At 71.2% G+C, this 25139-nt stretch carries 25 protein-coding genes and 1 tRNA gene; 19 read left to right on the plus strand and 7 right to left on the minus strand.

The window, feature by feature from the left end; genetic code table 11:
- Positions 1-128 precede the first annotated feature (128 nt).
- From QSK32_RS36635 to QSK32_RS36645, 3 genes are read right to left on the minus strand one after another with little or no spacing between them, the layout of a single operon-like run.
- Positions 129-1361 (minus strand): MFS transporter, encoded by a 1233-nt coding sequence (locus tag QSK32_RS36635; RefSeq protein WP_285474524.1) that lies wholly within the window; start codon positions 1359-1361, stop codon positions 129-131.
- Positions 1362-1396: 35 nt separating this feature from the next.
- On the minus strand, positions 1397-1954 hold the full coding sequence (locus QSK32_RS36640; RefSeq protein ID WP_045740738.1) for a TetR/AcrR family transcriptional regulator: 558 nt from the start codon (positions 1952-1954) through the stop codon (positions 1397-1399).
- Between the two features lie 37 nt (positions 1955-1991).
- Complete coding sequence (locus QSK32_RS36645; protein ID WP_045740737.1) at positions 1992-2570, minus strand: sugar O-acetyltransferase; 579 nt, start codon at positions 2568-2570, stop codon at positions 1992-1994.
- Positions 2571-2749: 179 nt separating this feature from the next.
- Here QSK32_RS36645 and QSK32_RS36650 point away from each other — a divergent pair, with 179 nt between their 5' ends.
- The 4 genes from QSK32_RS36650 (at position 2750) to QSK32_RS36665 (ending at position 6054) form a co-directional block, all read left to right on the plus strand.
- Positions 2750-3109, plus strand: coding sequence for a DUF2203 domain-containing protein (locus tag QSK32_RS36650; protein ID WP_045740736.1), 360 nt, complete (start codon positions 2750-2752; stop codon positions 3107-3109).
- A gap of 67 nt (positions 3110-3176) precedes the next feature.
- The gene (locus QSK32_RS36655) at positions 3177-3707 is read left to right on the plus strand and encodes a TlpA family protein disulfide reductase (protein WP_285474525.1); all 531 of its coding nucleotides are present in this window, start codon (positions 3177-3179) and stop codon (positions 3705-3707) included.
- 193 nt (positions 3708-3900) lie between these two features.
- Entirely contained in the window at positions 3901-4533 is a 633-nt protein-coding gene (locus QSK32_RS36660) for a SprT-like domain-containing protein (protein ID WP_245673843.1), read from the plus strand.
- A gap of 108 nt (positions 4534-4641) precedes the next feature.
- On the plus strand, positions 4642-6054 hold the full coding sequence (locus tag QSK32_RS36665) for a ricin-type beta-trefoil lectin domain protein (protein ID WP_157410808.1): 1413 nt from the start codon (positions 4642-4644) through the stop codon (positions 6052-6054).
- Here QSK32_RS36665 and QSK32_RS36670 read toward each other — a convergent pair whose 3' ends face one another.
- Positions 6055-6933: an SDR family oxidoreductase gene (locus tag QSK32_RS36670; protein ID WP_285474526.1), complete on the minus strand. Its 879-nt coding sequence runs from the start codon at positions 6931-6933 to the stop codon at positions 6055-6057.
- 84 nt (positions 6934-7017) lie between these two features.
- On the opposite strand from QSK32_RS36670, the gene QSK32_RS36675 reads away from it, so the two are divergent.
- Positions 7018-7596: a TetR/AcrR family transcriptional regulator gene (locus QSK32_RS36675; protein WP_045740731.1), complete on the plus strand. Its 579-nt coding sequence runs from the start codon at positions 7018-7020 to the stop codon at positions 7594-7596.
- Positions 7597-7656: 60 nt separating this feature from the next.
- On the opposite strand, the gene QSK32_RS36680 is transcribed toward QSK32_RS36675, so the two are convergent.
- On the minus strand, positions 7657-9948 hold the full coding sequence (locus QSK32_RS36680) for a putative bifunctional diguanylate cyclase/phosphodiesterase (protein ID WP_045740730.1): 2292 nt from the start codon (positions 9946-9948) through the stop codon (positions 7657-7659).
- 141 nt (positions 9949-10089) lie between these two features.
- Between QSK32_RS36680 and QSK32_RS36685 the strand changes: the two genes are divergently transcribed.
- The 13 genes from QSK32_RS36685 (at position 10090) to QSK32_RS36745 (ending at position 22773) form a co-directional block, all read left to right on the plus strand.
- Positions 10090-10165, plus strand: a tRNA-OTHER gene (locus QSK32_RS36685).
- Between the two features lie 53 nt (positions 10166-10218).
- The gene (locus QSK32_RS36690) at positions 10219-11313 is read left to right on the plus strand and encodes a leucine-rich repeat domain-containing protein (protein ID WP_285474527.1); all 1095 of its coding nucleotides are present in this window, start codon (positions 10219-10221) and stop codon (positions 11311-11313) included.
- Positions 11310-13127, plus strand: a complete 1818-nt coding sequence (locus QSK32_RS36695; RefSeq protein ID WP_285474528.1) for an ankyrin repeat domain-containing protein — start codon at positions 11310-11312, stop codon at positions 13125-13127. The genes QSK32_RS36690 and QSK32_RS36695 overlap by 4 nt, the downstream gene beginning before the upstream one ends.
- A complete protein-coding gene (locus QSK32_RS36700) occupies positions 13124-14302 on the plus strand; it encodes an AAA family ATPase (protein WP_083448825.1) in 1179 nt (392 codons plus the stop codon). The genes QSK32_RS36695 and QSK32_RS36700 overlap by 4 nt, the downstream gene beginning before the upstream one ends.
- Positions 14292-15683: a vWA domain-containing protein gene (locus tag QSK32_RS36705; protein ID WP_285474529.1), complete on the plus strand. Its 1392-nt coding sequence runs from the start codon at positions 14292-14294 to the stop codon at positions 15681-15683. Before QSK32_RS36700 ends, QSK32_RS36705 begins: the two co-directional genes overlap by 11 nt.
- A 263-nt stretch (positions 15684-15946) precedes the next feature.
- The gene (locus QSK32_RS36710) at positions 15947-16756 is read left to right on the plus strand and encodes a hypothetical protein (RefSeq protein ID WP_285474530.1); all 810 of its coding nucleotides are present in this window, start codon (positions 15947-15949) and stop codon (positions 16754-16756) included.
- A gap of 111 nt (positions 16757-16867) precedes the next feature.
- Positions 16868-17245 carry a hypothetical protein gene (locus QSK32_RS36715; RefSeq protein WP_285474531.1) on the plus strand — a complete coding sequence of 126 codons (378 nt, stop codon included), beginning with the start codon at positions 16868-16870 and terminating at the stop codon, positions 17243-17245.
- 58 nt (positions 17246-17303) lie between these two features.
- A complete protein-coding gene (locus tag QSK32_RS36720) occupies positions 17304-18086 on the plus strand; it encodes a polysaccharide lyase family 7 protein (protein ID WP_285474532.1) in 783 nt (260 codons plus the stop codon).
- A 52-nt stretch (positions 18087-18138) separates the two neighbouring features.
- Entirely contained in the window at positions 18139-20325 is a 2187-nt protein-coding gene (locus QSK32_RS36725; RefSeq protein ID WP_285474533.1) for an ATP-binding protein, read from the plus strand.
- A gap of 297 nt (positions 20326-20622) precedes the next feature.
- Positions 20623-21159, plus strand: a complete 537-nt coding sequence (locus QSK32_RS36730; protein WP_285474534.1) for a hypothetical protein — start codon at positions 20623-20625, stop codon at positions 21157-21159.
- Position 21160: 1 nt separating this feature from the next.
- Complete coding sequence (locus QSK32_RS36735; protein ID WP_285474535.1) at positions 21161-21385, plus strand: hypothetical protein; 225 nt, start codon at positions 21161-21163, stop codon at positions 21383-21385.
- Between the two features lie 158 nt (positions 21386-21543).
- Positions 21544-22323, plus strand: coding sequence for a polysaccharide deacetylase family protein (locus QSK32_RS36740; RefSeq protein WP_285474536.1), 780 nt, complete (start codon positions 21544-21546; stop codon positions 22321-22323).
- A gap of 15 nt (positions 22324-22338) precedes the next feature.
- Positions 22339-22773, plus strand: a complete 435-nt coding sequence (locus tag QSK32_RS36745) for an EVE domain-containing protein (protein WP_045740959.1) — start codon at positions 22339-22341, stop codon at positions 22771-22773.
- A 151-nt stretch (positions 22774-22924) separates the two neighbouring features.
- Here the strand turns inward: QSK32_RS36745 and QSK32_RS36750 are convergent, their stop codons facing one another.
- Positions 22925-23710 (minus strand): hypothetical protein, encoded by a 786-nt coding sequence (locus tag QSK32_RS36750; RefSeq protein ID WP_285474537.1) that lies wholly within the window; start codon positions 23708-23710, stop codon positions 22925-22927.
- A gap of 126 nt (positions 23711-23836) precedes the next feature.
- A complete protein-coding gene (locus QSK32_RS36755) occupies positions 23837-24592 on the minus strand; it encodes a nucleotidyltransferase domain-containing protein (protein WP_285474538.1) in 756 nt (251 codons plus the stop codon).
- A 55-nt stretch (positions 24593-24647) separates the two neighbouring features.
- On the opposite strand from QSK32_RS36755, the gene QSK32_RS36760 reads away from it, so the two are divergent.
- On the plus strand, positions 24648-25076 hold the full coding sequence (locus QSK32_RS36760) for a GNAT family N-acetyltransferase (protein WP_285474539.1): 429 nt from the start codon (positions 24648-24650) through the stop codon (positions 25074-25076).
- The last annotated feature ends 63 nt before the right edge of the window (positions 25077-25139 follow it).

The raw sequence follows: 25139 nt of genomic DNA on the forward strand, positions 1-25139 counted from the left end.
CCCCCAGGCGACCCAACATGCGGGCGGGCACCGCCGGGATCCGGGCGATCAGGCCCGGCATCATCGCAGCCGTGAAGGCAGCCAACTCCTCATGCACCGGTCCATGATGGACGAGGGGTATGACAACTTCAGTTGGCGACAGCCTGCCGCACGCTGAGGACCCGGGCGAACACGAAGGTGAGCACACCGGCCACTACGACGGTGAGCAGGCCGACCCGGAGGCTGGTCAGGTCGGCGACGAAGCCGACGAGCGGCGGCGAGACCAGGAAGCCGACCCGCAGCAGCCAGCTCACGATGGTCAGGCCGGTGCCGTGCGGCAGCCCGGGGAGTTCGTCGGCGGCGTGCATGGCGGCCGGCACCAGCGTGGCGAACCCCAGGCCGGCCAGGGCGAACCCGATCAGCGCGGTGGCCACCGTCGGGAACGCCAGGGCCCCGCCCATGCCGAGGGCGGCCAGCGCGGCGCCGACGCGGGCGACCGTCCGCTGTCCGAAACGGTCCACCACGCGGTCGCCGGCGAGACGTCCGGCGGTCATCGCCGCCTGGAAGACCACGACGGCCAGTCCCGCGGTGGCGGCGGCCGCGTTCAGATAGTCGCTGAGGTACAGCGCGCCCCACGACGCTCCCGCGTCCTCAACCAGCGCACCGCACGCGGCCAGCACACTCAGCGCGGCCAAGATGCGAACGACCGTGCCGCTGTACCGACGCCAACCACCCGCAGAAGACGAAGAGGACGTAGAGGATCCCGACGAGACCGGAGAGGAGTCACGGTCCGCGTCGTCGGGGCCGCTGAGCAGGAAACGGTAAGCAACCAGCGCGACCAGACTGAACGTCACCGCTGAAATGGCCAGGTGCACGGAGAGCGACAGATGAAGCCCGGCTGCGGCCGAACCCATCAGCCCGCCGATGACAGCGCCGATGCTCCACACGCCGTGCAGCGAGTTGAGGATCGATCGCCCGTACGAACGCTGCACCCGCAGCCCGTGCGCGTTCTGCGCGACGTCCACGACCGAGTCCAGGGAGCCGACCAGGAACAGCACCCCGGCGAACGCGATCCAGTTCGGCGCGGCCGGGATCGCCAGCGTGATCAGGGTGGTCAGCACGATGCCGAAGGCGCCGACCCGCGCCGAGTGATAGCGCCGGATCACCACCGCGGCGAACAATCCTGAGATCAAAGCCCCGACGGGGTACGCCGCGAGCGCCGTCCCGAGGACCGCGTTGCCGACCCCCAGCGACTCTTTGATCTCCGGGTACCGCGGGACGATGTTGAAGAAGACTGCGCCGTTGGTGAGGAACAGTGCGGCCACGGCGGCACGGGCCTGCCGGAGCTGCCGGGTGGGGGCGGCCGCGAGGGAGGCGGTCAAGGGGATCTCCAGGTGGGGACGATCAAAATAACGGGTCAGCGCAGGTAACGCTCGATGGCGTGGCGGATCTGGTCGGGGGTCATCGGGTCGGTGGACAGGACGCTGTGCAGGACGAGGCCTTCGATCAGCGCGTCCACCTCGCGGGCGGTGGCCGGGTCGAAGTGGCGTTCCAGGGCGTCGCGGCTGCGCTGCATCCAGGCCTGGGTGACCGCCTTCAACGCCGGGTTGCGGGCGGCCGCCACGTACAGTTCGACGGCGAGGATCAGGTCGCCGGGTGAGCCGATCAGGTCGTCGCGGACCAGGCCGATCACCGCCTCGACCGCGCCCGCCCGGTCGGTGGCCGCGCCCAGCCGCTGGTCGAAAACGGTCGCGGCCTGCTCGGCGTGCCGGGTGAAGGCTTCGGCGAGCACCTGATCCAGCGAGTCGAAGTGGTACGTCATCGACCCGAGCGGCACGTCGGCGACCCGGGCGATCTCCCGGTGGGTGGTGCCGGCGACGCCCTTGTCGGCGATCACGGTGAGCGCGGCGTCGATCAGCCGGTCGCGGCGTCCCGGGTCGTGCCGCCGGGCGCGACGGGACGGCTCGGCGGTCACGGGTCGTACCGCCCGGTGCGAAGAAACGGTTCGGCGGTCACTCCTCGTCGATGGTGCGGACGATCCGGGCCGGGTTGCCGACCGCCACCACGTTGGCCGGCAGGTCCTTGGTGACCACGGCGCCCGCGCCGACCACGGTGTTGTCGCCGATGGTGACGCCGGGCAGCACGATCGCGCCGGATCCGAGCCACACGTTGTCACCGATCGTGATCGGCTTGGCGGCCTCCCACTTGTCGCGGCGCGGTCCCGGCGCGATCGGGTGGGTCGGGGTGAGCAGCTGCACGTTGGTGCCGATCTGCACGTCCGCGCCGATGGTGATCGCGGCGACGTCCAGCGCGACCAGGCCGAAGTTCGCGAACGTCCGTGCGCCGACCCGGATGTGTGTGCCGTAGTCGACCCGCAGCGGCGGCCGGATCTCCACACCTTCGCCGACCGCGCCGAGCAGGTCGCTCAGCAGCCGACGGCGTTCGTCGCTGTTGCGGATGGGGGTGGCGTTGTATTCGTCCATCAGGTCGAACGCGCGCAGCGCCGCCTCGCCGAGCTCCGGGTCGTCGGCGATGTAGAGGTCACCGGCGAGCATCCGCTCCCGCATGGTGCGGCTGTCAGACTCCGTCATGTGTACGAGCGTACACATGAGCGGTCCGGCGCGGCGCGCTGATTCACCGGATGACCGCGGCCACGTGACGCTTCCGCGGGACGTGCGACCGGTGGCCGGACCGCGGCCGCTCGGGGTCTCCGGGAGCCACGGGACGGGCGGATGGCCGTACCTCCGGAACGGGTGACAAAATCCCGCACATGGCACTGTTCACGCTCGCGGAAGCCCGCGCGGAGCTTGATCGGCTCCAGCCGATCCTGCGGGAGATCGTCGCGCGGCGCGCGGACATGGTCGAGTTGACCGCGGCGCTCGCGGTCGGCGGCGCACCCAGCCTGCTCGGCGGCCTACCGGAACGCAAGGCGGCCGAGGCGCGGCTCAACGAGCTGATGACCGAGGTGCAGGAGACCGGTGCCGAGCTGAAGGGCATCGCGCCGCTGCTCGTCGACTTCGCCGGTGAGCTGGACGGCGTGCCGGTGCTGTGGTGCTGGCTGGAGGGTGAGACCGGCATCGACTGGTACCACCGCACCGACCTGGGCTTCGCCGGCCGCCGCCCGCTGTGATCCCCTCGCATTCCTCGGCAACCCATCGCAGTGGATCTGTGCAAACGGAAGCACGGCGACGCGCACGATGGAGACAGCGCATCGGGCGAGCGGCGGTGAGGGTGGCGTGCTGGGACAGGGTGCTGCCGTGCAGGCGCCGGAGTGGACCGTCACTCGATGGTTCAACAGTGCGCCGCTGACCCTGCACGGCCTGCGCGGACGGGTGATTCTGCTCGAGGTGTTCCAGATGCTGTGCCCGGGATGTCTTCAGCACAGCCTGCCCCAGGCCGTCCGGCTGGACCGGGCCCTCCGCGGGGACCGGGTCGTGACGGTGGGGCTGCATTCCGTCTTCGAGAATCACACGGAGATGACGCCCGCGCATCTGGGCGGGTTCCTGGCGCAGAGCCGGATCACGTTTCCGGTGGCCGTCGACGCGCACCGGTGGGACGGGGAGATCGAGTCGCCGGTGACGTTCGACCGGTACCGGATGAAGGGCACGCCGACGACCATTCTGATCGATCAGGACGGGATGATCCGGTTCCACGAGTTCGGGCGGTTCGACGACGGCACCGTCACCGGTCTGATCAGGCGGCTGCTACCACCGTCGCCGCGTGGATGACGCCGTCACCGTGGCGGCGGGACCGGTCCGGAGGAACGGGACGAGTCCGGCTGCCGCCTCACCGCCGCCGACACCCCGGACCGGGCGTCGTCATTGCAGCAGACCCTGCCATGGGTACGCTCGAAGCACCTGATGACTGACGAGGACGGCACGGTTGGACCTGACAGAGGCTCGAGAACTCGCCACCTCCCTCATGGTTCAGCATCGCCTCCGCGGCTGGCGTCTGGTGTTCGACAACGCGAAGAGCCGCGCCGGGGTGTGTCGGTCGGACCGCAAGGAGATCGGGCTGTCCCGCCCGCTGATCGGCCTGTACTCGCCGGACCAGGTCCGCGAGACGATCCTGCACGAGATCGCGCACGCGCTCGCGGGCCCGCGGCACGGTCACGACGCGGTGTGGCGGGCCACCGCCCAGCGGATCGGGGCGTCCGGCGCGCGTTGCGTGCCGGAGGACGCACCTCGGGTCGACGGCAGCTGGGTCGGCGTCTGCCCGGCCGGGCACCGCACCACCGCGCATCGCCGTCCGATGCGGGTCAAGTCGTGCCGCAGGTGTTCGCCGCGGTTCGACCTGGCCGCCCTGATCGAGTGGACCCATCACGGCCGTCCGGCGCCGATGCACCCGGACTACGAGGCCGAGCTGGCCCGGCTGCACACCCGGGTGGAGGCGGCGCCGGTTCCGCTCGAGGTCGGCGATCGGGTACGCCTCACCGGCAGCGGACGGTACGGCGGATTGAGCGGGACGATCGTGAAACGGGGCCGCAGCCGCTATCAGGTGCGGACCGCGGCGGGGGTGCTGAACGCGCCGTTCACCGCTGTCGAGCACATTTAAGGGTCTGTTGAGATTCCTTTACGGCTCCGTTCGTCTTTGTTTTCGGAATGCGCGGACGACCGTTTATGGTCGGGTGGTTCCACCCGCTATGCAGGAATGAGCAGCACCATGAAACGTCGGAAACCTCTCATCGGCGCGGTTGTCGGGACGGTCACCGCCGGTCTCGCCGCGTTCGGCCTGTCGCATGCGGCGACCAGTTCCGCCGCGACCGGTTGTGGCACGCTGTTCGACGATTTCGACTACGCCTCGACCAGCGACGCCAAGCTGAAGAGCCGGGGCTGGTCGCTGCGTAGCTCCACCGGAGCGCCCGGGGTGTCCGGCGCCGCGTGGAAACCCGGCAACGTCGCCTTCCCGACCGTCGACGGGCAGAAGGTCGCTCAGCTCACCGCGTCGACCGACGGCACCGCGGCCGGCACGAGCCATGCCGAGATGGTGCTGGGTGGGCTGCGGTTCATGGAGGGCACCTACCTGGCGCGGATCCGGTTCGCCGACACCCCGGTCAGCGGCCCGGACGGGGACGTCCTGAACCAGACGTTCTTCGCGATCTCGCCGCTGGCCCGGGACAACGACCCGGATTACAGCGAGCTGGACTTCTCCGAATATCTGCCGAACGGTGGCTGGGGCACCAGCGGTGCGACGAACTTCGAGACCAGTTACCACACCTATCAGGTCGATCCGTGGAAGTCCGACGCCCAGTCGGATCAGCAGACGAAGAGCCTCGACGGCTGGCACGACGTGATGGCGACCGTCGGCAACGGAACGGTCACCTATTACATCGACGGTGAAGTCGTCGCCACGCACGGCGGAAGGTTCTATCCGCGACAGCGGATGTCGATCAATTTCAACCAGTGGTTCATCGACCTCACCGGGCACCGGGCCGGCAGTGGGACGAGCACCTATCGCGAGCTGGTCGACTACGTCTATCACGCGGAGAGGCGGGTGCTGACCCCGGCGCAGGCGACCTCGGCGGTGACCGCGCTGCGCAACGGCGGCACCAGGCACACCGACACCGTGGTCGCCGCCGACTGCGACGTGAAGGCGCCGGTGACCGCCACGCCGACGCCCGGCAAGACCACCGTCAAGGCCACGCCCAGCCCCGGCAAGACCACGCCGAGCCCCGGCAAGACCACCGTCACGACCACCGCGGCTCCGGCCGGCGGGCTCAAGTCGGCGTCCAGCGCCAAGTGCATCGACGTTCCCGGCGGCAAGGCCGTCGACGGCAGCCTGCTGAAGACCTGGACGTGCAACGGTTCGGCCGCGCAGCGCTGGGTGCCGAAGTCCGACGGCACGCTGCGCGCTCTCGGCCTGTGCATGGACCCGGCCGGCGGCGCCCTGACCGACGGCACCCGGATCCAGCTCGCCACCTGCAGCCGGAACCCGGTGCAACGCTTCACCCTGAAGAGTTCCGGCGCTCTGGTGAACGTCTCCTCCGGCAAGTGCGTCGACATCGCCGACAGGGGCGCCGCACTTCAGCTCAAGGCCTGTTCGGCGGCGAAGACCCAGAAGTGGGTCAAGGGCTGATCAGGACAACAGTTCCAGATCTTCCAAAAGATTCGGGTGTACGGGCTTCCAGCCGAGTGCGTCGCGGGTGTGGGCGCTGGATGCGGGCTGGTCGGTCGCGAAGATCGCGCCGAGCGGCCCGTACGTCTCCACCGGCACGGACTGGACCGGTAGGCCCAGCCGGCGGCCGATGACCTCGGCGATGGCACGTACCGTGTCGCCCTCGTCGGCGACGGCGTGCCACGCGGTGCCGGGCGCGGCGGATTCCAGGGCCAGCCGGAACAGGACGGCGGCGTCGCGGGCGTGGACGGCCGGCCAGCGCTGGGTGCCGTCACCGGGATATCCCGAGACCCCGGACCGGCGGGCGATGCGGGTCAGCATTCCGGCGAAGCCGCCGTCGCCGTGGTGGTGGACGGTCCGTGGCAGGCGGACCGCGGCGCTGCGGACCCCGCGGCCGGCCAGGGCGAGGGCCCCGGCGACGGCGATGCCCCGGCCGCCGACCGGGCCGTCGGTGGGTTGCGGGTCGGATTCGAGGGCGAGGCGGCCGGGGACGGCCGGGGTGCCGGCGACCACCACGAACGGCCGGTCGCTGCCGGTCAGGGTCTCGCCGATCGCCGCGATGGCGGCGCTCTCCTCGGCGACCGTACGAGCAAGGGCCTCGGCACTGCTGAAGTCGTTGCCGAAGGCCAGGTGGACGACGCCGTCGGCGCGGCCGGCGCCGTCGCGCAGGACGTCGAGGTCGGCGAGTCCGCCGCGGAGCGCCGTGGCGCCGGCCGTGACGAGTGCCTGCGCGGAGGTGTCGGAGCGGGCCAGGCCGAGGACGGTGTGGCCGTTGCCGAGCAGTTCGGCGACGACGGCGGATCCGACCAGGCCGGTGCCGCCGGTGACGAAGACGTGCATGGGAACTCCCGACAAGTGATGGGACTCTTGTCCCATCACCGTACCACCGTGACGGGACAAAGGTCCCGTCACTAGGATGGGCGGATGGCACGGTGGGAACCCGGAGCACGGGAACGACTCGTTCTGGCCGCCGTCGACCTCTTCACCGAGCAGGGCTACGACACGACCACCGTCGCCCAGATCACCGAACGGGCCGGCGTCACCAAGAGCACCTTCTTCCGGCACTTCACCGACAAACGTGAGGTCCTGGTCGCCGGCCAGGACGCCCTGAGCCGGCTGCTCACCGAGGGGATCACCGAGGCGCCCGCGGAGGCCGGCCCACTGGAGGCGGTCGCGGCCGGGCTGGACCGCGCGTCGACCGCGATGGGCCCGCTGAGCCGCGAGATCGCCCCCCGGCTGAAGGCCGCCGTCGCCGCCAGCGCCGAGCTGCGCGAACGCGACGCCCTCAAGAGCATCGGTCTCGCGGCCGCGATGACGTCCGCCCTGGTGGCACGCGGTGTGCCGGAGGTGACCGCGTCGGTGGCGAGCGAGCTGGGCGTCCTCGCGTTCAAGCGGGGCTACGCCGCGTGGTCGGAGAACCCCGGCGACCAGAGCACCGACCTGGCCCGGCACACCCGCGCGGCGCTCGCCGACCTACGGGCGGCCACCGCGGCACTGGGCTGACAGAAGGCCGGGCCACACAGACCGGGCCACACAGGCCGGGGCACCGGAGCCGACAGGACCTCAGGCCGCGCGGGCCGGTGCTGCCACCATCAGCGCGCCGCACTCGTCCGCCGGCAGCGGCCGGGCCATGAAGTAGCCCTGGCCGTACCGGTACCCCATCTCCCGCAACCGGTCCTGCTGCTCCCGGCTCTCGATGCCCTCGGCGACCGCCTTCAGCTGCAGGTGCTCCGCCAGCTGGGCGACCGCCGCCGCCACCGCCAGCCGGCCACGGTCGGCGCCGTCCGCGATGCCGTCCACGAACGACTTGTCCAGCTTCAGCACGTCGACCGGGAACGCCCGGAGCAGGCTCAACGACGACTGGCCGGTGCCGAAGTCGTCGAGCGCGAGACGTACCCCCTCCTCGTGCAGCGCCTGCAACGTCTCGGTCACCTGCCAGCCGTCCACCACCGACGACTCGGTGACCTCCAGGACCAGGTCCGCCGGCTGCAGATCATTCGCGTCGAGGACCGCCACCACCTCGTCCACGAAACCGGGCTCCCGCAGCTGACGGACCGCCACGTTCACGTTGATCGCCGCGATCGCCGCGTCACCGTGCTCGTCCCGCCAGCGACGCAACTGCGCACAGGCCTCGCCCAGCACCCACGATCCCAACGGCACGATCAGACCGGACCGTTCCGCCACCGGGACGAACTCGGCCGGTGACACCGGGCCACGCTGCGGATGCTGCCAGCGGACCAGCGCCTCCGCACCGCTGATCCGGCCGGTCACCAGGTCGTACACCGGCTGGTAGAGCAACCGCAGCTCGCCGCGGGTGATGCCGTCGTGCAGCTCCCCCGCCAGCCGGGCGTGGTTGGCCAGATCGTGGCGCATACTCGGCTGGAACCGTGCCCACGAGGCCTTGCCGGCGTCCTTCGCCGCGTACATCGCGATGTCCGCGTTGCGCAACACCTCGTCGGCCGTCTCACCGAGCTCGCCGATCGCGATGCCGGCACTCGCGGGCAGCATCAGCTGCTGCTCGCAGGCCTGCACCGGCAACCCGACCAGGGCCTGGAACCGGGTGGCGGCCCGCTCGGCGGCGACCGGGTCGTCCACCGGCAACAGGATCGCGAACTCGTCGCCACCCAGCCGCGCGGCCAGCTCACCGGGCCCGCAACCGTCCTGCAGCCGCTGCGCGATCTGGTAGAGCAACTGGTCGGCCGCGGACGGGCCGAGCGTGTCGTTGACCATCTTGAAGTCGTCGATGTCGAGCAGCACCGCGGTGGCGGGCAGATGCTCGTCGAGCCGCTCGGCGAGAGCCAGGCTGTACCCCGTACGGTTGCGCAGGCCGGTGAGGGAATCGCTCAGCGCGAGTCGCTCCAGCTCCTCCTGCTGACGGCGGATGCCGCGCAGCGCCAGGGTGTTCTCCCGCAGCGACAGCAACTGCCGGGCCACCACGATCGCCGCGATCAGCACCGCGCCGATGATCACCGCCTGGCCGCGCAGGTCCAGGTCCCGGGCGGAGACGTTGATGACCAGCACCGCGGTCACCGCCACCGCGAGGACCTGCAGCGGGTCGGTGAGAGACCATCGTGCGCCGGTCACCGTCCACCGGGTGGAGAGGCCGTTCAAGACCCGGTCCTGACGGTACGCCGCAGCGCACATCCCCAGGCCGACCAGCGGGTAGCCCAGCGCCGACAGCAGCATCACACCCCAGTCCGTGCCGCCCAGGAACAGCACCACCGCGACGATGCCGACCAGCGGGCCGATCGCCAGGACGGACAGCGCCGCCGGGTCGACCCGGCCCTCCGGGTTGACCGCGGCCCGTCCGAACACGACGAGCGCCAGCAGACAGGTGACACCGACCGCGGCGGCCGCGGCCCGGGTCGTCGGCGGCATCCCGTCCGGAGCCAGGTCGAAGGCGGCGTACCCGAAGACCAGCACCCCGGCCACGGCGACCGCCGCGCCGTCGAGCAGCAGGCGGTACCAGTCGAGCAGGGTGCGGCGGCTGGGCGGCACGTACCGGAACGCGAGCATCGCCAGGACCAGGCTGACCAGTGTGGGCACGGCCTCGTAGAGCGGCATCCCGTCGGTGTCGCGCCACGCCCGGAACATCGCCGCGACGGTGGTGACCACCAACGCCACCGAGGAGTACGCCCAGAGCCGCCAGAAGCCGCGGACCGCTCTCGGCGCGCGGGGGTGGACGCTGACCCGGTAGCAGCCGGCCGTGGTCGCCAGCAACGCGACCGGGCCGGCGGCGTACACCAGAAGGGACTCTCCGGCGATCAGCTCGACGACGACGGTCAGCACCGCGGCGGCACAGACCAGCACGGTCAGCAGGCCGCCCCGGCCCGTCCCACGCCCCGATCCGTTCATCGCTGCCGCCCGGCTCCTCGCCCGATGGGGTCACTGTCGAGCCCGGCAGGCCCGAACTCGGCCACGCTGAGCCGAGTGATCGTCTCGCATCTCGGGCCTCCACGGGAAGTGTCAGACCGGTGCCGTATGCTCCGGCGCGGCGAAGTCGTAGCGCAGAGGTCGTCGCGCCTTGGCATCGAGCAGGAGGACGCCGGTTCGAATCCGGTCGGCTTCGCCACCTGCGCGACGAAACGGTGGGGAGGTTCGGTGGGTGGCACACCATCGGAGGGCATGCCCGTCCGATGCCCGGCGATCACCGATCCGGAACGTGGTCTGGCCGACGCGCGTGATTTCGACGCGATCCTGACCCGGCTCTCCTCCCCCGCCCCGGTCGCCGGCGCCGAGGAGTTCGACCGGGGCCTGATCCGCGCGGACGGCCGGGTCGACCTGTGCAAACAGGGCGTCGGCCCGGTGCAGGTGGCCCGGGTGGTGCAGACCGCGGTCGCCTCCCCGCACGCCACCCACCTGCTGCTCGGCACCAACGCGCTGGGCACCCCGGGCGCCCGCGAGCTCGCCGGGGCGCTCACCCCCGGACACCGGATCAGCACCGTCTACCTCGGCTGCAACCGGATCGACGCGGACGGCGCGGCGGCCCTCGCCGACCGTCTGGCCGACGACGACGGTATCCGCGCGCTCTGGCTCAAACGCAACCCGATCGGCGACGCCGGGGTGGCGCACCTGGCCGCCGCGCTCGCCTCCAACACCACCCTGCGGACCCTCGATCTGGTGAACACCGGTCTGACCGTCACCGGCCTCGCAGCGCTGGCCGACGCGCTGGCCGCCCGCCCGCCGGTGATGCAGCGCCTCTTCCTCGGCGGCAACGCCCTGCGGGCCGACGCGGTGCCCACCCTGGTGCGCCTGGTCCGCGACGGTGGTGTCCGCGAGCTCTACCTGGCCGTCAACCAGCTCGGCGACGACGGAGCCGCCGTGCTCGCCGACGGCGTCGCCGGTTACGGCATGACTCTGGGCCTGGGCGGCAACGGCATCACCGACATGGCGCCGCTGGCCGCCGCGCTGGGCTCGTGGACCGGCCTGGACCTGTCCCGCCCGCCGTCCGAACGGGCTCTCGGCGGCCGGTCCAACGAGGTCGGTGACGCCGGGGCCGCACTGCTGGCGGAGGCGCTGCCGGGCAGTGCGCTGCGCCGGCTGGACGTCCGCTTCACCGGGGTGACCGGCCGCGGCGCCCGGCTGCTGCTGGCCGCCGCCGGCCGGCTGGACCACCTGGGCATCAACGGCGGCGTCCCGCGACGGATGCGCCGGAGCGCGCCACGGTCCGGCACCCCGCCGCACGCCGACATCAGCGCGATCGCGAGTGTGTACCGATGAGTGGCTACGACCCCCTGAACCTCACCGAGTGGGCCCGGATCCGGCACTACACGATGCCGGCCCGGATGATCGCGGAGTGCGCGGAGGCCCGGGAGCGGGGCGACTGGCGGGCCGCCTGCGACGCCGGGGCCGTCGACGTCACGTTCGACGACGAGGCCGCGAGGCCTGTTGCCGCTCTGCTCGCCGGTCTCGCCCCCGACCTGCTGCGCTGGCACCTGCCGCGGATGCTCGGGGGCAACGCCGCGCTCTTCACCGACTGCGCCGGCTACGTGATCGCGCCGGACGGTCCGCTGCGGCCGGACACACCGGTGTTGCTGGTCCGGCCGCCGGTGTCGACCATCGGGTCGCAGCGTCTCACTCTGGAGGTCGGCGAACTCGCCGATCTCGACGACGACGAGGCCTGGTATTTCCTGGCGCCCTGGCAGTGGGACGCGCGGCGGGCCGGTGAGTTGCGCGCCGCCGTAAGCGGCTCCGCCGCCGTGAACGGGTCGGTAAGCGGCTCCGCCGCCGTGAACGGCCCCGCGGATGGTTCTGCCGCCGTGGACGGTTCCGCCGGGCGGCTGCCCCGGTTCACGCCGGACGGTGAGCCGCTTCCGGTCGAGCAGTTCGGCCGTGGCGACGACGCGCCGGCCCGCGCCGAACGGCACCTGCTCGCCCCGGGCGCCCCGGAGACCTGGGCCGAGGCCGGGGTCGACCTGCTGGCCGCCCCGGAGTTCCAGCAGAGGTTGGACATCCTGCGGATCGACCCGGCACGGCTGGCCTCCGACGTCCGCCGCCTGGGTCTGCCCGCAGCGGTGGTCCGGATCGGCTGGAGCTCCTATCTGAGCGTCGAGCTGTCCGGGGAACGGATCCGGGCCACCGCGAGCCAACCCGGGTGGAACGAGCGCAAGCAGTTCGACGGCATGGCCCCGCTCCTCCCGGCGGCACTCCAGCCCTCGCCAGACCTCGATCTGATCTGGCACGGCCGGATGCCGGTGGACGCGTTGCACCCGCTGGTCCGCGAGGCACTGTTCCCCGGGCACTCCTCCGCTGCCGCTTCCACCGCCGCCCGAAACACCGAGACCTCCGTTTCCGGCGGGGATTCCGGGGCCGTCGCCCGGTCCGGAGCCTTCGATTCCTCCGGAGTCTCCGTCACCCTGAGGGCCGCCGCGGCCTTCCGCAGTGGCGGCCGTTCCGCGAAGCGCTCGGCGGCGGACGAACCGATCCGGGTGCGCTGCCGGGACGGCCAGTGGCATGAGGTCGCCGTCGACCGGGGCAGCCTGGTTCTTGCCTCACACACGCCTGCGGAGCAGCAGCGGGAACGTGCGATGCGCGCCTTCGGTGGTGCCGTCACCGGCTGTTTCGCCGCGGCCCAGGCGTGGAACGGCGCGTCCGGCCGGCTGCCCCGGCGGTTGCGTGACCACCGGCAGGACCTCTGGCTGCGCATTCAGCACGGTGGCGACCGGGAACTGTTCGCGCTGCTCGACGCCGGACTGAACCCGCACCTGCGGGACAGTCGCGGGCGCACGCTGATGCACATGCTCCGGTCCTTCGACCATGCCCGGCTGCTGCCCCGGCTCCTCGAGGCCGGCGTGGACGTCAACGCCACCGACCGCGAGGGCAACACCCCGCTGCACTACGCGGTTCTCGAGGTGTGGCCGGCTGCTGTGATCATCGCGCTGGCCGACGCCGGGGCCGACCTGCACGCCCGCGATCAGGACAACCGGACGGTGATCTCCTACATGGACGCCATCCTCAAATACTTCGGCCAGAGCGACACCAAACGTGGTCCGGTGTTCCGGGCCGCGCTGCAATACGTGAAGGAGCGCGCGTGACCTCCGGCCTGGACGCCGCCGACGAGCTGCTGACCCGCATCGGCGCCACCCGCACCGAGCCGGTCGAGGACCAGCGGGCCGCGGCACTGGCGCTGATCGTCGCCGCGAACCTGCCGGTGCTGCTCTGGGGCGAACCCGGCATCGGCAAGTCCGCCACCCTGACGCAGCTGGCCGAGAGCCTGGACGCGCCGATGGAGACGGTCATCGCCAGCGTGCACGAGCCGTCCGACTTCTCCGGGCTGCCGATCGTCGGCGACGACCCGGCCGTCCAGGGTGTGCCGATGGCGCCGCCGGACTGGGCGGTCCGGCTGGCCACCGCCGGCCGCGGCATCCTCTTCTTCGACGAGCTGTCGTCGGCGCCGCCGGCCGTGCAGGCCGCCCTGCTGCGGGTGGTGCTGGAACGCCGGGTCGGCAGCCTCACCCTGCCGCCCGCGATCCGCATCGTGGCCGCGGCGAACCCGCCGGCCAGCGCCGCCGACGGCTGGCATCTGAGTCCGCCGCTGGCCAACCGGTTCGTCCACCTGCACTGGACGCACGACCCGCGGGTGGTCGCCCGGGGCCTGTCCGGTGTGTGGCCACGCATCGAGGTGCCCACCGTCTCCCTCGACCGGGCGGGCAGCGCCCTGGCCCGGGCCCGCGGTGTGATCGCCGGTTTCCTCACCGCCCGCCCCGGCCTCACCCACCACCTGCCCACCGACGCGGAGGGCCGCGGCGGCGCCTGGCCGTCCCCGCGTACCTGGGACATGGCGTTGCGGCTGCTCGTCTTCCACTACTGCGCGGGCACCGGCCCCGAGGCGCTGACCACCGCCCTCGTCGGCGCGATCGGCGACGGCGCGGGCTTGGAACTCACCGCCTACCTCGAAGAGCTGGACCTGCCCGACCCGGAGCGGGTGCTCGCCGACCCGGACGCGTTCGCCCTGCCGGACCGCGGTGACCGGCAGCTGGCCTTTCTGACGGCGGTGGTCGCGGCCGTCGAGGCGACCGTCACCCGGGAACGCTGGGAGGCCGGCTGGCAGGTCCTCGCCAAGGCGGTCGACGCGGGCGTGCCCGACGTGGCCGCGCGGGCGGCGTTCGACCTGGCCCGGATGCGCGAGCCGCACTGGCCGGTCCCGGCCGCGATCGACGCGTTCGTCGACGTACTCAGCGCCTCGGGGATGCTCACCGGTGCCGGCTGAGCCGTCCCACCCCACCGAGCCGCCCACGCCGGCCGAGGCAGCGCGAGCAGTCGGTCCGGAGTCCACCGCGGCTTCCCACCGAACCGAGCCGGCTCCGACCGCGGCCGCCCAACCGGCCGAGACCACACGAGCGGCCGAGACCACACGAGCGGCCGAGACCACACGACCAACCGAGATCGCACGACCGGCTCGCAGTGGGCGGACGGCGGGGCGGGGGACGGCTGAGGCGGCGCGGGTTCTCGACCGGACCAAGCTGCTCGCCGCCCGCCTGCGCGCCGCGGACCGGCAGCCCTATCTGGCGTCCGCGCTGTACAGCCTGACCGTCGTGCCCACCGACGCCGTGCCGACGATGGCTGTGGACCGGCACTGGCGCTGTTACGTGTCGCCCGCGTTCGTCGACTCCCTCGAGGTGCGGGAGCTGGCCGCGGTCTGGGTGCACGAGGTCGCCCACCTGCTGCGTGACCATCACGGCCGGACCGACCGGCTGCCGCCCGGGCTGCGCGCCGATCACCGGCGGGTGAACGCCGCCCAGGACTGCGAGATCAACGACGATCTGTCGTCGCTGCCGCGGGGTGCGCTCAAGCCGGCCCTGTTCGGTCTGCCCGACGGCCTGCTGTTCGAACAGTATGTCGACGGCATCCCGGCCTCCCCGGACATGCCGGAGTGTGGTTCCGGCGCGCATGGCCGGGAGATGCCGTGGGAGCTGCCGGGTGACGGGCCGGTCGGTGCGGTGGAGGCGTCCGCGATCCGCCGGCAGACCGCGCAGGCGCTCCGCAATCATGTGAAGGCCCGCGGCCGCGTGCCGGCCGGCTGGAGGCGCTGGGCGGACGAGGTCCTGGAGCCGGCCGTCGACTGGCGCCGGGCGTTGACGGGTGCGGTGCGGGAGGCCGCGTCGTGGGCGTCCGGTGCGGTCGACTACACCTATCAGCGGCCGTCGCGGCGGGGTGCCGCCGTGCGGGGTGTGGTGTTGCCGAGTCTGCGCCGTCCGATGCCCCGGGTCGCGATCGTGGTCGACACGTCCGGGTCGATGGGCGACGACGAGCTGCGGGCCGTGCTGGCCGAGGTGTCGGGTGTGCTGCGCGCGGTCGGTATCGGCCGTAACCGGGTGGCGGTGCTGGCCTGTGACGCCGACGTGCACGCGGTCCGGCGGGTCTCCTCGGTCGGCGAGGTGGTCCTGGAGGGTGGCGGTGGTACCGACATGCGGGTCGGCATCGAGCAGGCGCTCGGCGCCCCGGACCGCCCGCAGATCGTCATCGTGCTCACCGACGGTTTCACGCCCTGGCCGGATCGTGCGCCGGGCTCGGCCCGTGTCATCGCCGGCCTGGTCGGCGAGTCGCCTCCCGCTCCCCCGTCGTGGATCGAGTCGATCCACATCACCTGACCGTCACCACGGCCGGTTCTAACTTTCCGTAGTTGCAGTGCATCACGCGGTGTGCTGTCGGTGCCGCCGGCACGACCCGGCACGCCTGGTCGGCGAGTGCTCATCACCAGACCTGAGGCAAAAAGCCAAGGACTTAAGAGCCTATAAGTCCCTATTTGGTACGCGAAAACGACCGCGCCCCCACAGCAATCCCCTCTTCGCGCGATCCGACTTGTCCGAATAGAGGAGTTTTCCGGAAATGCTAAGAACTACATTGTGTAGCCATGGGAGTCAACGACACACGCACCGTCACCAGCCGCCGCCGCTTCATCTCCACCCTCGCCGCGGGAATCGCCCTCGGCACCGCCCTCACGACCGGCCTCGCCGCCCCCGCGCAGGCCGCCACCGTCACCGAGAGCGGCAAGAACCTGGCCGGCTGGACCACCGAGGTGGGTGACGGCGTGTTCGCCGCCGAGGGTCAGGCCGCTGTGAACAGCGCCGACATCACGGTCGAGAACCGGGCCGCCGACTCCCGGGTGCGGGCCAACATCCTCAACCGCGGCGTCATGGCGCACGTCATCTCGTACAAGCGGGTCACCGACACGTCGATGATGAAGACCGTGCAGAAGGCCAACTACCAGTTCGCCATGCCGTACGTGCCGTCGACCGCCGGCGGCGAGCGCAACGCGCAGACCGTCGAGGGTGGCCTGTTCGTCTGGGACGGCCTCGACACCCGCGTCGACCACGGCACCGCCTTCCAGTGGGTGCTCAACCCGTGGGACCCGAACTTCGGCCAGATCCAGATCTGGACCAGCGCGAACGGCGGCAGCTGGGCCAACGGCGGCTACCTCAAGCCGGACACCGCCTGGCACACCGTCGCGATGACCGTCGACCCGGTGAAGAAGAAGGTCGAGCTGGTCATCGACGGCAAGAACCTGAACGCGCCGTACTCGGTGACGCCGAAGTCCGGCTGGGGCACCGACGTCTCGGCCCGCCTGCAGGTCGAGGCCATCTCGATCTACCCGGGCGCCAGCGCCACCTGGGCACCGCAGCACGAGGTGCTGGTCCGCAACTGGAAGTGGACCCGCCAGTAGGACCTGCCCACGACTCCCGATGTGGCCCCCGGAACAGTGTTCCGGGGGCCACATCGTCGTACGCGGGAAAAGGGGCCGCCCTCTGTGGACGGTGTGCCGTAGGTTGTCGCGGTGATCGATCTCTCCGTGCCGGTGTGGGATCCGCCGCCGCAGCGCCCCAGCATCGTGCCGGCCGCCCTCGTCCAGTGGCAGGTCCGCGACCTCGGCAGCGCGCTCAAGTCGCGGTTGTACTGGGTCACCCGGGACCGCGCCGACGACGGCGCCCGCGACCTGCCCGGCCTGGGCGGCGCCGCACTGATCGCCTCCGGGCCGATGGACGTCGGCGGGACACCGATGTGCGGTGTGAGCCTGGGGACCCTCGACTCGAACCTGGTCCTGTCCGGCCACCTCACGGTCCGTGCCGACCTGAGCTCCGAGCCGTGTGCCGACCTGCCCGCGCTGGAGTCCGCCCTGATCGCGGACGCGCACGGCGTACTCGATGGCATTTAAGGATGTTTAAGGTCTGATGTCATTGCCGGTGATCGATGGATGGTGGTGTCGTCGTGCTATGCGACGACGCAGACTCCTCACCGCCGGCCTGACCGCGGCCGTCACCGCCGGACTCGGCACCGCCGGCATCACCCGCGCCGCGGCTGCGGCCCTCGACCCCACCCTTCCCCCCGGCGGCAACTTCGACCTGGCGATCTGGCAGCTGCAACTGCCCACCGGATCGCCGGGAAGCCCGGACACCGTCTCCCCGGCGCGCCTCAAGGGCGCGTCCGGATACACGAACCCGGCCTACTTCTGGACCGACAAGAACGACGGATCGATGACGTTCTGGGCGCCGGAGAAGGGCGTCACCACGCCGAACTCGAACTACGCCCGTTCCGAACTGCGGGAGATGAACCGGGACGGCAGCGCCGCCGACTGGACACTGTCCGGCGACCACACGCTCAGCGCCCAGCTGCGCGTCGTCTCGGTGACCAAGAACGTGGCGGTCGGCCAGGTGAAACTCGGCACCGGCGGCACCTCGACGAAGCCACTGCTGGAGTTGTACTACCGGGCCGACGGCGACATCCACCTCGGTACGGAGGACTCGCCCGCCGGCGGGCAGACGCTGCACAGGGTGGGGAATGTGGCGCTCGGGGTGAAGTGGACGTACACGCTCAACGTCTCGGGCAACACCGCCGCGCTGACCGTGAACGGGGTTCGGACCACCTACACGATCCCGTCGTCGTTCAACCCGTACCGGCAGTATTTCAAGGCCGGCTCGTACAACCAGTCCTCGTCGGAGAGCACGACGAACGGCGCGAAGGTCAAGTTCTACAGTCTCACCGTCCAGCACGGCTGAGCGCCGCCACCCGCTTCCCGGCGTCCACCGGGGAGCGGGCTATTTTCGGGCCGTGCCACTTTTCGCGTTCGCCGGGCGTACCCCTGAACTGGCCGCCCTGCGCGAAGCCGTCACCGCACCACCCGCCCTGATCCTGATGTCCGGCGAAGCCGGCATCGGCAAGAGCCGCCTCGCCCAGGAGGCGGTCGCCGGAGCGCCGGGCCTCGTCCTCGTCGCGCACTGCGACGACATGCGCGAACCGCTGCCGCTCGGACCGGTCCGCGACGCGCTGCGCCCGCACGCGCCGGACCCGTTCCCCGACGACCCGGTCGCGCTGGTCGATGCGGTGACCGCACGGCTCGGCGCACTCGGCCCGGCGGTCCTGGTGGTCGAGGACGTGCAGATGGCCGACCCGGTCACCCTGGACTTCCTGGACCGGCTGGCCGCCCGGCCGGTACCCACCCTCACCGTCCTGATCACCCAGCGCGACGACGAGGCGCCGCCGGCCTGGATCCCGCCGTCCACCGTCCGCCGGCTCACCCTCCCGCCGCTGAGCCACGACGACGTCGCCGCACTGGCCGGCGCGGAACCCGACGACCCGTACGTCACGCGGCTGTTCGCCCGGACCGCCGGCATCCCGTTCCTGATCGAGGAAGTACTCCGGTCCGGGATCGCCCTCGACGACGAGGTACCCGCGCTGCTGCGGGACGTGCTGCTCTACCGGATGCGCCCACTCGACGAGCCGGCCCGGGAGATCCTCGGCGCGGCGGCCGTGGTCGGCATGACCGCCGACGAGCGCCGCCTCGCCGCGGTGCTGCGCCTCGACCCGGCCGTCATCCGGCAGGCTCTGGACGCCGCGCAGACCGCCGGGCTCCTGCACGAGGAGGACGGACGCCGGCACTTCCGGCACACCCTGGCACGGCAGGTCGTGTACGAGCTGCTGCCAGCCACCACCCGGCGCTGGCTGCACCTGCAGGCCGCCCGGACCCTCGAGGAACAGTCCCCGAAACCGGTAGCCCAGCTGGCCCACCACTACCGGCTCGCGGGCAGCGCCGCCGACCACGTGCGCAACGCCTCCGCCGCCGCCGACCTGGCCGTCGAACAGGGCGACGACGCGACCGCGGCCCGGTTCCTGCTCGGCACGATGGCCGAGGCCGACCTGCCCCGCCCACTGCGGGTCCGCCTCGCCGTCAAACTCGGGCGGGCCGCCGTCGAAGGCGCGATGCAGGCCGAGGCGATCCCGGTGCTGCGGCGCATCCTCGCCGACCGGCGCCTGCCACCGGGCGCCCGCGGCGAGATCGGACTGGTGCTCGGGCGGGCACTCCGCCAGCAGGGCGAGGCACTGGCCGGATACGTCGAACTGGAGAAGGCCGTGCCGTACCTGCGGCACCGCGACCGCAAGGCCGGTGCGCTGGCGATCCTGTCCGCACCGGACACCGTGGTCGGCCGGCACGCCGACGACCATCTGCGGTACTGGGAGCAGGCGGCGGCACTGTCCGGCTCGCTGCTCGCGGTCCGGATCGCCGGCGTCTCGCTGCGCCTGGAACTGGGACTGCCCGGCGTGTGGTCGGACGTCGACGCACTGCTCGCCGACGACTCCCTGACCTCCTCACCACGGGAATACGCCCGCGCGTGCCTGAACTGGGCCCAGGGCGCCCTGCACGTCGGGCACCTGGACCACGCCACGACACTGCTGGCGCGGGCCCGGCAGGCGACCGAACAGGAACGCCTGCTGCCGGTGGCCGAACTGACCGCGTTCGCCATCGACCTCGCCCACGACCGCGTCGACGGGCTGACCGAACGGTTACGCGGGTTCGTGGCCCGGCCGGCCCGGATGCCGCTGACCAACCTGGACGCCCGTGTCATGCTGGGCCGCCTGCTGGCCCGTTCGGGCGAGGTCGCCGAGGCCACGGAGATCCTGACCGCGGTGACCGCCGACGCGGCCCGGGCCGGCGCGGTGTCCCCGCTGATCCAGGCGCGAACCGCGCTGGCCGGCTGCCTGCTGACTGTCAGCGCGGCGCGGGCGGAAGCCGAGGCGGCGACGACGATCGACCTGGTCCGGGCGAAGGGCATCTGGGCGTGGGCGGGCGAGGCGGTCACGGTTCGGTGGCGCGCGCTGACCGCGTTGGATCGCGCCGCGGACGCTCAGGCGTGCGCGGCCGAACTGCGCGAGGGCACGGCCGGCCGCGACGCGCCGGCTGCCGAGGCGGCCCTCGCCGCGCTGTCCGACCCGGCGGGAGACGTCCGCCCCCGAAAGTGACGGCGCCGAGAATCTGTTGTCGTTTTCACGTCAGAACGAGCACATCGCAACCTCGGCGAGATCACTCCTCGCGTGGCACCTTCCTGCACTGACCCGCACAGGTACACGATTTACCACTTAGTTATGAGAGCTTCGACGAAAACGGATGCGAGCGCCATTCATCTGGCTTGGCGACACTTTTCCACAAAGCAGAAGATCAATAGTTGACAAAAGCCCGATGATCTGGATGATGGATAGAACCATCAGGAATGGAAAACCAGGCCACCTATGATCCGATAGCGGCCGGAAGGAAAGATCTTGAGCATTCCGGCAGCGCCTCCTCCGCCTCCGGGCAACAATCCGAGCGGCCACAGCCAGCCGTCACCCCCACCGGCCACCCCGCTCCTGGCCCCGGCTTCCGCCGGGGCGTCCACCCTGAACTGGAAGGAGATCCGACTCAAGTGCATCAAGTGGTTCTTCTTCGAGATCGCTTTCGCACTTCTCCCACTCGTCTTCGCGTGGAAAGAATTCATGCTGAAGGACGGAAAAGCCACCTGGTTGGCGGTTCTCGGGAGGGGTGAACTTCTTTTGGTCGCTGTTGCGGTGACCGCCGCCGGAGTGGGTGAGATCCTGATCAAAGGACTGCACGGAAGAATGCGATCCCTCAAGATTGGTCTCATCGGATTCGGCATGCTTATGATGGTGTCGGCAGCGAACTTCTACGGCGACCTCGCCGGACCCGCGGACAGAATAGGTGAGTGGGCCAAATCGCTCACCGTTCCGACATCACTGACAGCGGTCTTCGCGGCGATAATTCTGAACCTCGCCAGCATCATCATCTCGGAGGTGCACTGACATGTGGTCCGCGGTCTTCTCCCTCGCCGCGTCGGGTGCATCAGCGGTGATTGCGGTGGTCGCCGCAGCGTTGTCCTGGAGAGCGGTGAAGAACCAGGAGCAGAGTCGGGTGGTCGTCACGTTCACCGATGAGAACGACCAAGAGCAGGAGATGAGCAAGCCGGCCCGGACCACCAAGAACGGTGCGGACGGGCCGGTGACGCGCCCCCGGCGGCCGCGGCCCTGACGGGCCGGTTCGTGCCGCGTTGAGCGCGGCCCGGCGGGGAGGGCGGCGCTGCTGGGCCGGAAGTGACCCCCGCGACAAAGCTTCATGTCTCGTCTAGCAAGATCGCCTATGTGTGGAATGCGAGGAATGTTCGGTCACTGGTTGCCGTAGGCGCCGTCATGGTACTGACCGCGTGCACCAACGGCGGGGCGCCGGCGGCCTCACCGTCGTCGGCAGCGCCGTCCGCCGGGCCGTCGGCGGCGGCCGTGGTCGCGCCGGAGCAGACGCGGAGTGCCCTGCGGGCGAAGTACGGGATCCCCGACTTCGCGGACGCCCCGGCACCGCAGCCGATCACGCTGGCCGGCGGGGACTCCGTCGAATACCTGCACCGGATCCCGACCGAGCAGAAGGTCGCGTTCCTGACCATCGACGACGGTTACCTGAAACTGCCGGAGGCTCAGGAACTGATCGCCGCCGCCGGTGTCCCGGTCACGCTGTTCCTCACCACTGACGCGGTCAAGGACGACCCGGACTATTTCCGGCCGCTGATCGACGCCGGTGCGGTCGTCGAGTCGCACACGATCAGCCACCCGAACATGAGCGGCAAATCCTACGAGTTCCAGCGCAAGCAGATCTGCGGTTCGGCCGACAAACTCGAAGGCTGGTACACCCGGCGCCCCACGCTGTTCCGCCCGCCGTACGGCAACAAGGACGCCAACACCCTGCGCGCCGCCAAATCCTGCGGCATGACGGCGGCGTTCATGTGGACCGAGACCGTGCACAAGGGGAAGGTCCGCTACCAGGGGCCGAAAGGCGTCAAGCCCGGCGACATCATCCTCATGCACTTCCGGGAGGCGTTCCGCGCCGACTTCGTGAACGCGCTCAAGGCCATCCACAAGGCCGGCCTCACCCCGGCGCTGCTCGAGGACTACATGCCGCCCACCGCGGGCCCGGCATGACGCAGGATGGTCATCATGACCGCTGACCCCGAACGGGCCTGGCTCGGCGTGGTCGCCGCCGACCACGCCGCCTCCGGTGCCGAACAGGGCTGGATCCAGCTCCACCACGGCAAACGCCACGGGGTGGCCCGGTTGAGCCGCGGCGACGGGTTCGTCTTCTACTCCCCCACCCGGTCGCTCGGTGACAAGAAGCCGCTGCGCCAGGTCACCCAACTCGGTGTGGTCGCCGACGACGAGCCGTACCGGGCCGCGCCGATGAACATGGGCGACCACGGGATCGTGCAGCCGTGGCGGCGCGACGTCGTCTTCGCGGCGGTGCGGGCGGTCGGCGTACACGATCTCGATCTGGAATTGACCCGGGACCGGAACTGGGGTTATGGCCTGCGGCTCGGCCTGATCCCGCTGTCGATCGCCGATTTCCTGACGTTGCGCACGGCGATGACCATCTGACCGTCTGCCGGGTCCAGCCGAGCATCGCCGCGGCGGTCGCCGGGTTCGTGGTCCGCGGATCGCGGTGCGGCCCGGCCCGGGCTCCCGGCCCGGTCGTCAGGTAGCCGGTGTACCCGAAAACCAGCGAACGCGGGGCCCCGTCGTCCCGGGCTCAGGCGGTCTCCGGGCCGGTCTCCGCCATCGCCCGGCGCCGGTCCGCGGTGGCACTGACCAGCCACGCCGCCGTCAGCAGCATGCCCAGCATGGTCAGCGGACGCCACATGATCGTCGCGAAGAACTCCCACGGCAGCACCGGCAGCCCGGTGCCGGCGTAGTCGATCACGTTGCCGATCAGCGTGCCCAGCACCGCGATCATGTTGAGGGTGAGCAGCCCGAAGCCGACCCCGCCGAGCAGCCCCACGCCGCCGGTCGCCAGCCGGGTCGCCGCCGACCAGCCGAGCGCCGCACCGAGCGCCGCGAACACGAACGACAGGATCAGCGCGCCGAGCGGTTCGGCCCGTTCGACCCACAGCGACGCCGGCGTGTACGTGCTGGTGCCGGTCACGCGCAGCCGCCAGTCACCGGAGGCGGCGGTCAGTTCGCGCCACCCGTACCCCGGCGAATGTACCTCGCCGACCTCCCAGCCGGCGGCGGCCAGACGGTCGCGCAGCGGCGCGAGATCGGCGATGGGCTGGTCGTAGACGGCCTCGGTGTAGCCCGCGCCCCACTCGTCGGAGCCGGCGAACTCGTAGTACTCGTCGTCGTCGAACCAGTACTGCAGGCCGGAGATGTGGTCGGCCCGGTTGACCTCGGCGACCGGGACGCCGGGCGCCACCGTCGCGGCCAGGGACCGCATCCCGTCATCGGTGGGCAGGTCGCCGGCCTGCTGCCACCCCAGCCAGGCGCCGAGCATCGCGGCGATCGTTGCGAAAATCGCGGAGATCCATAGGGTACGCACGGAGCGCCCGAACCGCCGCAGCCCGCTCACGTCCCCGCTCGTCGATTCCACAAGGCCCCCATGTCATCCCGGACATCGATGCAGTCAAGATCAAGACAATAGTCGTGAGTGGACCGCAGGGTGACGTCAGGCTGACCCCGGGTCATCAGCGTCAGCTTCGACCCTCGGCGGCCCCGGCGGCAACCCTCCTTTCGGTGGGCTGACGGGTGCTCTCACCACGTCGAGATCCCAGGTGTCGAGCAGGTCGCCGAATCCCCCCGCCCGGGCGACCCGCTCCACCTCCGGGAAGAGCGCCGACGCCCCTCCGGTCAGCGCGCCGATCAACACGTCGACGGTCCACGGCTCCGGCAGTGGATGATGCTCCAGTTCCCAGCGCAGGAACTTGTTGTACGGCCGGATCCGCCCGTACATCGCGAAGATCGTCCACAGCAGCCACGGTCCGGCCTCGTAGTCGTCGAGCCGGGCCAGGTCGTCCCGGCCGTCCCGGCGGCTCTTCGCCGCCCGGTAGACGAAGTTGACGTAACCGTCCAGCTGTTCGCGCACCATCGTGTCCGCCTCCGCCGGTGTCAGGGCGGCCTGCGCCCGTACCAGTGCGGCGATCCGCCCACCGAGCCGGTCCAGCAGCACCCGGGCGCCCCGGTACGAATAGCGCTGCCAACGGTCAGAGGTATCCGCGAGTTGGTCGACGGTGAGGACCGCGGCGTCCAGTGCGGCACTGTGCACGGATTCCCAGCGGCTGGTGTGCTCGTGCACGACCACGTACACGTCGATGTCCGAATGGTCGGTCGCCATGTCCCGGGCCCGCGATCCGGACAGGATCAGCCCGGCCACCATCGGATCGGCCTCACAGCGCCGCAGCAGCCCCTCGTATCCGCTCGTCACGGCCGTGAGTATGCCCGCCGAAAATCGGGTTGCACGACCCACCATCATGATCGGTATGAGTGGACCGCACACCCTCCAGCCCGCCGGACGCGACGACCCGGAGCTGGAGAAGCGCCTCTCCGACGAACTCGACGCGATCAACAACGCGGCGATCGGCGTCGACGACGAGACGCCCCTGTCGATCCGGGTCACCGACGCCGACGGCGAGCTCGTCGGCGGCATCACCGGCTACACCTGGGCCGGCTGCGGCGGCATCAGCTCCCTGTGGCTGGCCCCGCACCTGCGCGGCCAGGGCCTCGGCGCCCGCCTGATGGCCGCCGCCGAGGACGAGATCCGCCGCCGCGGCTGCGACCGGGTCGTCGTGTCCACGATGTCGTTCCAGGCGCCGGACTTCTACCCGAAGCTCGGCTACCAGCAGGTCGGTCTGCTCCCCCGCATGCCCGGCGAGTCCGCCAAGCACTTCTTCCTCAAGTCCCTCACCTGAGGACCGCACCCGCCACGTCGGTGAGCAGGCGGGCAACCGCCGATCGGTGACACTCGATCGCCG

The organism is Actinoplanes sp. NBRC 101535 (assembly GCF_030269225.1).
Taxonomy (GTDB): domain Bacteria; phylum Actinomycetota; class Actinomycetes; order Mycobacteriales; family Micromonosporaceae; genus Actinoplanes; species Actinoplanes rectilineatus.

Bases quoted from the DNA above. Each gene is read 5' to 3' on its own strand.
- QSK32_RS36760 (WP_285474539.1), top strand. From the start codon at position 24,648: ATGAGTGGACCGCACACCCTCCAGCCCGCCGGACGCGACGACCCGGAG.
- QSK32_RS36690 (WP_285474527.1), top strand. From the start codon at position 10,219: ATGCCCGTCCGATGCCCGGCGATCACCGATCCGGAACGTGGTCTGGCC.
- QSK32_RS36745 (WP_045740959.1), top strand. From the start codon at position 22,339: ATGACCGCTGACCCCGAACGGGCCTGGCTCGGCGTGGTCGCCGCCGAC.
- QSK32_RS36650 (WP_045740736.1), top strand. From the start codon at position 2,750: ATGGCACTGTTCACGCTCGCGGAAGCCCGCGCGGAGCTTGATCGGCTC.
- QSK32_RS36645 (WP_045740737.1), bottom strand. From the start codon at position 2,570: ATGACGGAGTCTGACAGCCGCACCATGCGGGAGCGGATGCTCGCCGGT.
- QSK32_RS36735 (WP_285474535.1), top strand. From the start codon at position 21,161: ATGTGGTCCGCGGTCTTCTCCCTCGCCGCGTCGGGTGCATCAGCGGTG.
- QSK32_RS36740 (WP_285474536.1), top strand. From the start codon at position 21,544: ATGGTACTGACCGCGTGCACCAACGGCGGGGCGCCGGCGGCCTCACCG.
- QSK32_RS36695 (WP_285474528.1), top strand. From the start codon at position 11,310: ATGAGTGGCTACGACCCCCTGAACCTCACCGAGTGGGCCCGGATCCGG.
- QSK32_RS36660 (WP_245673843.1), top strand. From the start codon at position 3,901: ATGGTTCAGCATCGCCTCCGCGGCTGGCGTCTGGTGTTCGACAACGCG.
- QSK32_RS36665 (WP_157410808.1), top strand. From the start codon at position 4,642: ATGAAACGTCGGAAACCTCTCATCGGCGCGGTTGTCGGGACGGTCACC.
- QSK32_RS36720 (WP_285474532.1), top strand. From the start codon at position 17,304: ATGCGACGACGCAGACTCCTCACCGCCGGCCTGACCGCGGCCGTCACC.
- QSK32_RS36680 (WP_045740730.1), bottom strand. From the start codon at position 9,948: ATGAACGGATCGGGGCGTGGGACGGGCCGGGGCGGCCTGCTGACCGTG.
- QSK32_RS36710 (WP_285474530.1), top strand. From the start codon at position 15,947: ATGGGAGTCAACGACACACGCACCGTCACCAGCCGCCGCCGCTTCATC.
- QSK32_RS36670 (WP_285474526.1), bottom strand. From the start codon at position 6,933: ATGCACGTCTTCGTCACCGGCGGCACCGGCCTGGTCGGATCCGCCGTC.
- QSK32_RS36675 (WP_045740731.1), top strand. From the start codon at position 7,018: ATGGCACGGTGGGAACCCGGAGCACGGGAACGACTCGTTCTGGCCGCC.
- QSK32_RS36655 (WP_285474525.1), top strand. From the start codon at position 3,177: ATGGAGACAGCGCATCGGGCGAGCGGCGGTGAGGGTGGCGTGCTGGGA.